Annotated in this window: 5 protein-coding genes; 2 read left to right on the forward strand and 3 right to left on the reverse strand. The window is 37.4% G+C overall.

Features of this window, described 5'->3' with window-relative positions:
• Positions 1–275: 275 nt before the first annotated feature.
• Both QT74_RS07455 and QT74_RS07460 read right to left on the reverse strand, forming a co-directional pair.
• Complete coding sequence (locus QT74_RS07455; protein ID WP_050579222.1) at positions 276–839, reverse strand: restriction endonuclease subunit S; 564 nt, start codon at positions 837–839, stop codon at positions 276–278.
• Between the two features lie 8 nt (positions 840–847).
• Positions 848–3,301 carry a type I restriction-modification system subunit M gene (locus tag QT74_RS07460; RefSeq protein WP_033765821.1) on the reverse strand — a complete coding sequence of 818 codons (2,454 nt, stop codon included), beginning with the start codon at positions 3,299–3,301 and terminating at the stop codon, positions 848–850.
• Positions 3,302–3,370: 69 nt separating this feature from the next.
• Between QT74_RS07460 and QT74_RS07465 the strand changes: the two genes are divergently transcribed.
• Positions 3,371–6,346 carry a type I restriction endonuclease subunit R gene (locus tag QT74_RS07465; RefSeq protein ID WP_033765823.1) on the forward strand — a complete coding sequence of 992 codons (2,976 nt, stop codon included), beginning with the start codon at positions 3,371–3,373 and terminating at the stop codon, positions 6,344–6,346.
• Positions 6,346–7,053, forward strand: coding sequence for a YgjP family zinc-dependent metalloprotease (locus QT74_RS07470; protein WP_033765825.1), 708 nt, complete (start codon positions 6,346–6,348; stop codon positions 7,051–7,053). The genes QT74_RS07465 and QT74_RS07470 overlap by 1 nt, the downstream gene beginning before the upstream one ends.
• An 86-nt stretch (positions 7,054–7,139) precedes the next feature.
• Here the strand turns inward: QT74_RS07470 and QT74_RS07475 are convergent.
• Positions 7,140–8,012, reverse strand: an 873-nt coding sequence (locus QT74_RS07475; RefSeq protein ID WP_033765827.1) for a ligand-gated channel, incomplete at its 5' end; no start/stop codon positions are given.

Raw genomic sequence — 8,012 nt, forward strand, 5'->3', positions numbered from 1 at the left:
ATTCAAATTCTTAACTTTGTTTTTATATTTAATGATAAAAATTTTAAGCGGGTTTGTTGTAAAATTTTATCATGCCCCATAGTTGCATTATGGGGCAAATCCAAGTAAGGAGCATGCCATGAAGCGTAAAAATGGCAAACGCTCTTGGAGATCATTATACTTTGAGTTTGCTTTTTTGGGGCTTAAAGTAGTCGTTTCTGTGAAACGCTGATTTTTCTAAGAGCGTTCCCTTAAGCTTTTAAGCTTAGGGGTTTCCTTTATGAGTGGGTTTGTCCTTAACTTTGGGGCGTTTCATTTTTTAAAACTCTGATTTTAGCGCTCATTAAATCGTGGTTTAAAGCTTTTTTGATGTTTTCAAATTGGCGTTTTTTATTTTTAAGGCTTACGATTTCATGATCTAAAGCGCTTAAAATGTTAGCGATAGCGATTTGTTCTTTTAGGGGGGGTAAAAAAATAGTCTTTTCTTTATAATCTTTAAAATAAATATGCGGTATTATGCTACCACTTGTGAAATTTTTAAAATCAAAATTAGATAGCAAATAAAATAAAAATTCTGTTGTTGTCTTATGATTAGCAACTAACGCTCCCATAGTAGATAAAATATTTGTTTTAGGCGGCAAAATCCTTACTCTGCCTACACTTCCATCTTTAACAATAGAAATATAAGGCTTATCACTAATGAAAGTTGTATTTGTATAGCCTATGAAACTATTCACATCATAGACTTTAATTTTTCCTTGTTGCGTGATTTGTTCTGCACTTAAATTTGATGTTAAATAGTTGGCAATATCCCCAAGCCTCACTCTTTGCCAATTTAAGGGCGTTGTTAATGCGTCCATGCGTTCTATCACCCCATTAACCCCAAATCTTTCAAATGCTCTAAAACTTTTGATTCGCTCTCTTTGACTTCTTTGTCTAGTTCTAACAAGCTGTTAGAGTAGCTTGAAATGATTTCATTAAGAGCACTTGTAAAAGCGTTGATGCGTTTTAAAATCTTGTTTTCTAGGGCGTTTTTTAGGCTCTTAAGCCATTTGTCTTGGATGATAAGATCCTTAATTTCGTCTAATTCCAAGTTTTTATACTGGTGGAACGCTTTTAATTCCAGCTCCTCATAAGCTTTATTTTTCATTTTTAGCGCCTTGTTTTTAGCTTCTAGCCATTCTAAAGCGGTTTTTAGGATTTTTTCATCTTCTAAATCGGTGGCGTTTTTTAGCTCTTTTTTCAAAACGCTTTCATTGATTTTCAACTCATAAAAAAGCCCCTCTTCGTTAGAATGCTCTTCTATAAATTCATCTAAAAGAGCCTCTTTTTCATTAAGGGCGTTTTCTAATTCTTCTAATTCTTTCGCTTCTTTTTCAAAAAAGCGTTGTTTGATTAAATGTTTAGGGATTAGATCGCTTTTATAGTAGGTTTTTTGAATGACAAAATCCGGCTCCTCTAAATAATTGGCTTTTTTGTTTTTGTCTTTTAGGGGGTTTAATTTCCTTAATTCTTTAGCGCTTATAAAGCCATTGAATGAGAGAAGGAACCAATCGTCTTGCAAGACTTCGTTGTAGTAATCTTTAAAGAGCTGATACACGCCGTATTTGTCTAAAATTTCTACCTTTTCAAATTCGTATAAAACTTTTGAGCAAACGCTTTCTATGAGGGTTTTTGGGTTAAAACCTGGCTCTAAATGCTCAAAAGTTTCAAATAAATCCAATCGGTCAAAAGCACTTAAAACAGAAGCGTGGAAGGTTTGGAATTCTGAGCTTTGAATGATTAATTCTTTAATGTTTTCGCATTCTGTTTTTAAAGCGTAATAACCCTCTTTATCGCTCTTTTTAAAGAGCGTGTTTTTAAGCTCTTTAAACACTTGAAAATAAGGGGCGTAGGCTTTTATTTCGTTTTTGGGCAAATAACTAGCTTTGTGGCTGTTGATTAAAGCGAACAAGTCTTTTTCTGATTCTTGCTTGGCGGCAATGTAGCGCGGGATATTCAAGTTATAGTCGTTAGCGCTAATTTCTTCTAGGCTTACCATTTTGGAATAATAAGGGATTTCTTTGCAAGCGTTAAAAGTGTCTATCATTTTTTGGACATCTTGCTCTCTCAAGCGGTTTTTATTGCCGTCTTTTTTAAAATCCTTGCTCGCATCAATCAAAAAAACGCCCTTTCTGGCATGCACGTTTTCTTTGTCTAAAACAATCACGCATGCAGGAATGGAAGTGCCATAAAAAAGATTAGGGGCTAGGCCTATCACGCCTTTAATATAGCCTTTTGTTAAAAGATTTTTTCTAATCACTCCCTCAGCGTTCCCCCTAAATAGCACCCCATGGGGTAAAATCACTGCCCCTTTGCCTGTGTTTTTTAAGGATTTGATGATGTGGAGCAAAAAAGCAAAATCGCCATTTTTTTCAGGGGGCGTGCCGTCTTCAAAACGATTGAAACTATCGTTAATGACTTGCTTGCTTTTAGGGTCTATGCTTAGCCCATCAGTCCAATTTTTCAAGCTAAAGGGAGGGTTAGCCACAACATAATCAAAGGTTTTTAGCATGCCATTTTCAGTAGTAAAAAGGGGGTTAGAAAGGGTGCTAGAACCCCCTTTAGCAATATCAGCAGTAGCGCTATTGTGTAAGATCATATTCATTTTACAAAGGGCTGTTGTGGAAATGTCTTTTTCTTGACCATAGATAGTTAAGCCGTTTTTGCCGGCCAAACTAGAAGCTTTTAATAATAACGAACCGCTTCCGCAAGTGGGATCATAGATGCTTTTATCCTGTCTGGTGTTTTCATCAATGCCAAGCAAAAGGGATAACAAAAGCGAAACTTCGCTAGGGGTGTAAAACTGCCCTTTGGATTTACCGGATTCGCTAGCAAAATGGCGCATTAAATATTCGTATGCATCGCCCAACAAATCATCGTCTAAAGCCCCATGCGCGCCCAAACTCAAATCCGCAAAGATTTTAACCAAATTAGAAAGGGTGTCTATCATCGCTTTACCCTCTCCTAGCTTAGTGTTATCGTTAAAATCCACGCTGTCAATCACGCCTTCTAACTCGTTTCGCTCTGCGATCTTGGCGATGATTTTATTGAGCTTGTCGCCTATTTCCTTATCGCCCTCTAAAGCGAGAATGTCTTCATAAAAGCACCCTTGTGGCACTTCTATTTCACTAAAGTTATTGTTTCTGGCTTTATCGCTGATGTATTTTAAAAAAAGCAGGTTCAAAACGTAGTTTTTATACTCGCTCGCATCCATTCCGCCCCTTAAGCTATCCGCTCCAGCCCATAAAGAGCTATACAATTCGCTTTTTTTGATCGCCATTTTAACCGCCCTATTTTGTTTTTAGGATTATAATATAAAGCGGTAAAAAGCGTTCTTAAGGGGTTTATGATGAAAACAGAAAGAGAAGTTCAAAAACAAGTCATAGAAACTTTTAAAAGCATGGGCTATGCGTATTTAGGGGATTTAACAAAGAGCGATAATGAAAACATCAATAAAGAAAGCTTGAAAGCATGGCTAATTAAAAATCAAAAAATTGAGCCTGAAAGGTGGCATAAAATTGAGCAGAAAATCCATGATGCTTTAAAAAACGATTTATACGAAGCGAATCAAACATTTTACGAGCTTTTAATTTATGGCGTGAACACTAAAATAAGCCAGAATGAAAACACTCAAACGACTTGGCTCATTGATTGGAAAGACGTTTCTAAGAATGAATTTAGCGTGGCTGAAGAAGTGAGCGTTAAAGGGCCAAACGCAAAACGGCCGGACATAGTGCTTTACGTTAATGGGATCGCTTTAGGGGTGCTAGAATTGAAAAAATCCAGCGTGAGCGTAGAAAGCGGTATTAGGCAAAATTTAGACAACCAGAAGAAAGAATTTATTAGAGATTTTTTTAAAACGATCCAATTGGTTATGGCGGGCAATGAAAGTCAAGGGCTAAAATATGGCGTCATAGAGACTAAAGAAAAATACTACCTTTCTTGGAAAGAAGAAGGCGTTTTAAAAAATTTGTTTGAGACGATTGAATGCTTTTTAAAAAAAGAAAGGTTTTTAGAATTTATCCATGATTTTTTGATTTTTGATAAGGGGCAAAAGAAATGCGCCAGGTTCCACCAATATTTTGCAATTAAAAAAACGCAAGAATTTATCAAAAGAAAAGAAGGGGGGATTATCTGGCACACGCAAGGCAGCGGTAAGAGCTTGACTATGGTGTGGCTTACTAAATGGCTAAGAAGAAATACCCAACAAGCGAGGGTTTTAATCGTTACGGACAGGAGAGAATTAGACGCTCAAATTCAAGGCGTGTTTCTGGGAATAGGCGAGGATATTTATCGCGCAGACAGCAAGAAGGATTTGTTGAGCGTGCTGTTTGAAAATAAGAAATTTTTGGTTGGAACGCTTGTCCATAAATTTGATGACAATGACTTAGAAGACTTAAAAAAACAACCTGTTTTAAAGGAATGGATTGTTTTAGTGGATGAATGCCACAGAACCCAAGGCGGTAAATTGCATAAAGCCATGAAAAGCCTGCTCCCTAATGCGATTTTTATCGCCTTTAGCGGCACGCCTTTATTGAAGCAAGATAAAAAGACAAGCCAAGAGGTGTTTGGGGATTATATCCATTGCTATAAATTCAATGAAGCCGTTAGCGATAAAGTGGTGCTAGATTTAAACTATGAAGCCAGAAGCGTGGAACAATATGTCAGTAACCCTGAAAAGCTAGACGAATATTTTGAATTAAAAACCCAAGGCTTGAACGATATAGCTAAAGCAGAGCTTAAAAAGAAATGGGTTAATTTGCAAAAAGTTTTTTCCACTAAAGACAGATTGGCTCGTATTGTGCAAGATATTGTATTGGATATGGCAAAACTCCCACGATTAAGGAGTGAAAAGGGGAATGCCATGCTAGTGGCTGAAAGCGTGTATAACGCATGCCGGTATTTTGAACTCTTTTTAGAAACAGAATTAAAGGATAAGGTGGCTGTGATCACAAGCTATGAACCCAATATCGCTGATCTTAAAGATTGCGGGAGCGATGAGAGCGAAGAGAGCCACCAATACCGCGCTTATTGTAAAATGCTGCAAAACTTTTTTGATGAAAAAGATGAGAAAAAAGCCCTTAATAAAATCAAAGAGTTTGAAGAAAAAGTTAAAGAGCGTTTTATTAATGAGCCTAATAGAATGAAACTGTTGATCGTGGTGGATAAGCTATTGACCGGTTTTGATGCACCAAGCCTCACTTATTTATACATGGATAAGAAAATGCAAGATCATAAGCTTTTTCAAGCGGTGTGCAGGGTGAATAGATTAGATAGCGAAGATAAGGATTTTGGCTGCATCATAGACTATAAGGATTTGTTTGATAGCTTACAAGAAGCGCACAGCGATTACACCAATAAAGCGTTTGAAAACTACGAAAGAGAAGACATTCAAGGGCTTATCTCTGACAAATCCCAAAAGATTAAGAAAAGATTAGAAGAAACTAGAGATCAGTTAAAATCGCTTTGCGAAGGCGTGAAAGAGCCAAAAGATGAAGAGGATTATATCGCTTATTTTTGTGGGAATGATTTAGAAAAAAACGCTCAAAAAAGGCGGTTGTTTTATCAGCTTGTTGGCGCGTTTTTAAGAATGTTTGTGGAATTGAACAATATAGAAAAGCCCATTTATTCTAAAGAAGAAACGCAACAAATCAAACAAGAAGCGGAATTTTACAGGCATTTACAAAAGGTGATTGGCTTGAGTAGTGGGGATAGCGTGGATTTAAAAAGCTATAATGAAGACATGCGCCGGATCTTAGACGCTTACATTAAAACCACGGATAGCGAGGTGTTATTCAAAATAGAAGATCAAGGGCTGTGCAAAGTTTTAGCCCAAATGGATATTAATGATTTTAATAAGGAGCTGTCTCAAGTGTTTAAAAATGAAAGCTCTATGGCAGAAAGCATCGCTAACAACACTAAAAAACGCATTATAGAAAAAGAAGCGAGCGATCCTAAGTATTACGAAAAATTATCTTCGCTTTTAAACGATTTGATTCTCCAGTTTAGAGAAAAGAAATTAACCTATTTAGAATACTTGCAACAAATCCACGACTTAGCCAAAAAAGTTATTAATAAAGAAAATAGAAATTACCCTAAAAAGATCAACACTAACGCTTTAAAAACCCTCTATGATAATTTAGATGAAAATGAAGCCTTAGCCCTAGAAATAGACGCATGCATAAGGGGTAATAAAAAAGATGGTTGGGTGGGGCATAACCAAAAAGAAAAAAACCTTAAAATCGCTTTAAGAAAAATCATAAACGATGAGGTTTTGTTAGAAAATGTTTTTAATTTAGCCAAAAACATAGAAGAGTATCGTTAATGAACGCTTATTGTTTGACTTTAAATAATACCAACATCGCTATAGAAAAAAAGGATATTAAGCATTTACACATTAGCGTTTGCCCGCCTGATGGCTCTGTGCGTGTGTCTTGCCCCCTAGCTTTAAACGATGAGAGCCTTAGGCTTTCTTTGATTAAAAGACTCCCTTGGATAAAAGAACAGCAACAAAATTTTTTAAACCAAAACAGACAGAGCCAAAGAGGAATGCTAGAGAGAGAAAGCCATTATCTTTTTGGGAAACGCTATTTGTTAAAGATTGAACACACTATAAAAAAACACTTCGTCCTCCAAAGCCCTAAATATTTAATCTTGCATGTCCATCAAAAGACAAGCTTAGAAAACCGCTTAAAAGTGTTAGAAAACTATTACAGACAAGTCTTAAGAGAAAAAATACAAACCTACATCAACCAATACGAAAAGATTTTAAACGAAAGCATACAAAGCTTTAGAATCCAAAAAATGAAACGGATATGGGGGAGTTGCAACACAACTAAACGCACCCTACTTTTTAATTTGGAATTGGCTAAAGCGCCTAGAAAGGGCATTGAATATGTGGTTGTGCATGAATTATTGCATTTCAAAGCGCGCCACCACAACGAATATTTTAGGGATTTGCTGAGTTTGTATTTGCCTGATTGGCAAAGGGCTAAGGCCAGCCTCAAAGAAACTTATTTGGAATATTCTTAAATGAAGACTTCACAATATTAGTGGAACCGCTAAGCGGCTAATTTAAGCGGCTCATCATAGTAAGATCCCCCTCCTTTTAAAAGCCTTTAGAAAGTGTAGTTCAAATACGCTGTAACCGATCTTCCAGGTGCGGGTTGCAAGCCTGCAGGGCTAGAGCCAATCCCTGTAAAATAATACTTCATGTTGAAGATGTTATTGATTTGCAAGCTTCCTGTAACTCTGTGTCTTCCGTTTTCCCAGAAAATTTGGCTCACTTGGATATTCCACACCCAATACCAAGGCAAGAGCCCTTCATGCTGGGTCATACACCAAGCTTCGCATTGATAACCGCTATTAAGAACGCTTTCATAGTTGTTCCCCCCACTATAATATTGCATCCCATAATAGCCTCCTGCTGCGCTGTTGCTAATCCCGCTATAAGCGCGGCTATAAAAATAGCTAGAAATACCAATGGTGGTTTTACGCCAGTTGTAGCGAGCGTCAAAAATGAACTGGAAAGGGCTTACAAAAGGGAAATGCTTGTTATAGCTAGTCCCTTTTAGCACATCCCCGTTCAAGTCTGTTAAAGGGCCATGGCTGGTTACACGAGTGTCAATGTAGTTGAAAGCGGCATGGAATTGCAACCCTCTAATAGGCCTGTAATACAATTCCAGCTCCACGCCTTGAGAATAGCCATTAATGGGGCGCACATTACCTTTCATGGGACCGCTTGTATAGACTGAATACTGCCCGGTGGCAAAATCGCGCGCCCAAATCCTGAAGTAGTCTGCATTAAAGCTGAATTTATCTTTATAGGTGTAGCGTGCTCCTGCTTCCACCGTGTCAAAGTGCTGGGTGAAATACTCCGCTCCTCCATAGCTCAAAACATCTAATTGAGGCGGGACAAAAGAGCGTTGGTAGTTGAAGTAGGTAAGCACATTGTGATCGCCTTGCACAGGGATAAAGCCAATGTTGGTTGA

This window comes from Helicobacter pylori SA213A (genome assembly GCF_000476275.1).
Taxonomy (GTDB): Bacteria; Campylobacterota; Campylobacteria; order Campylobacterales; family Helicobacteraceae; genus Helicobacter; species Helicobacter pylori_CL.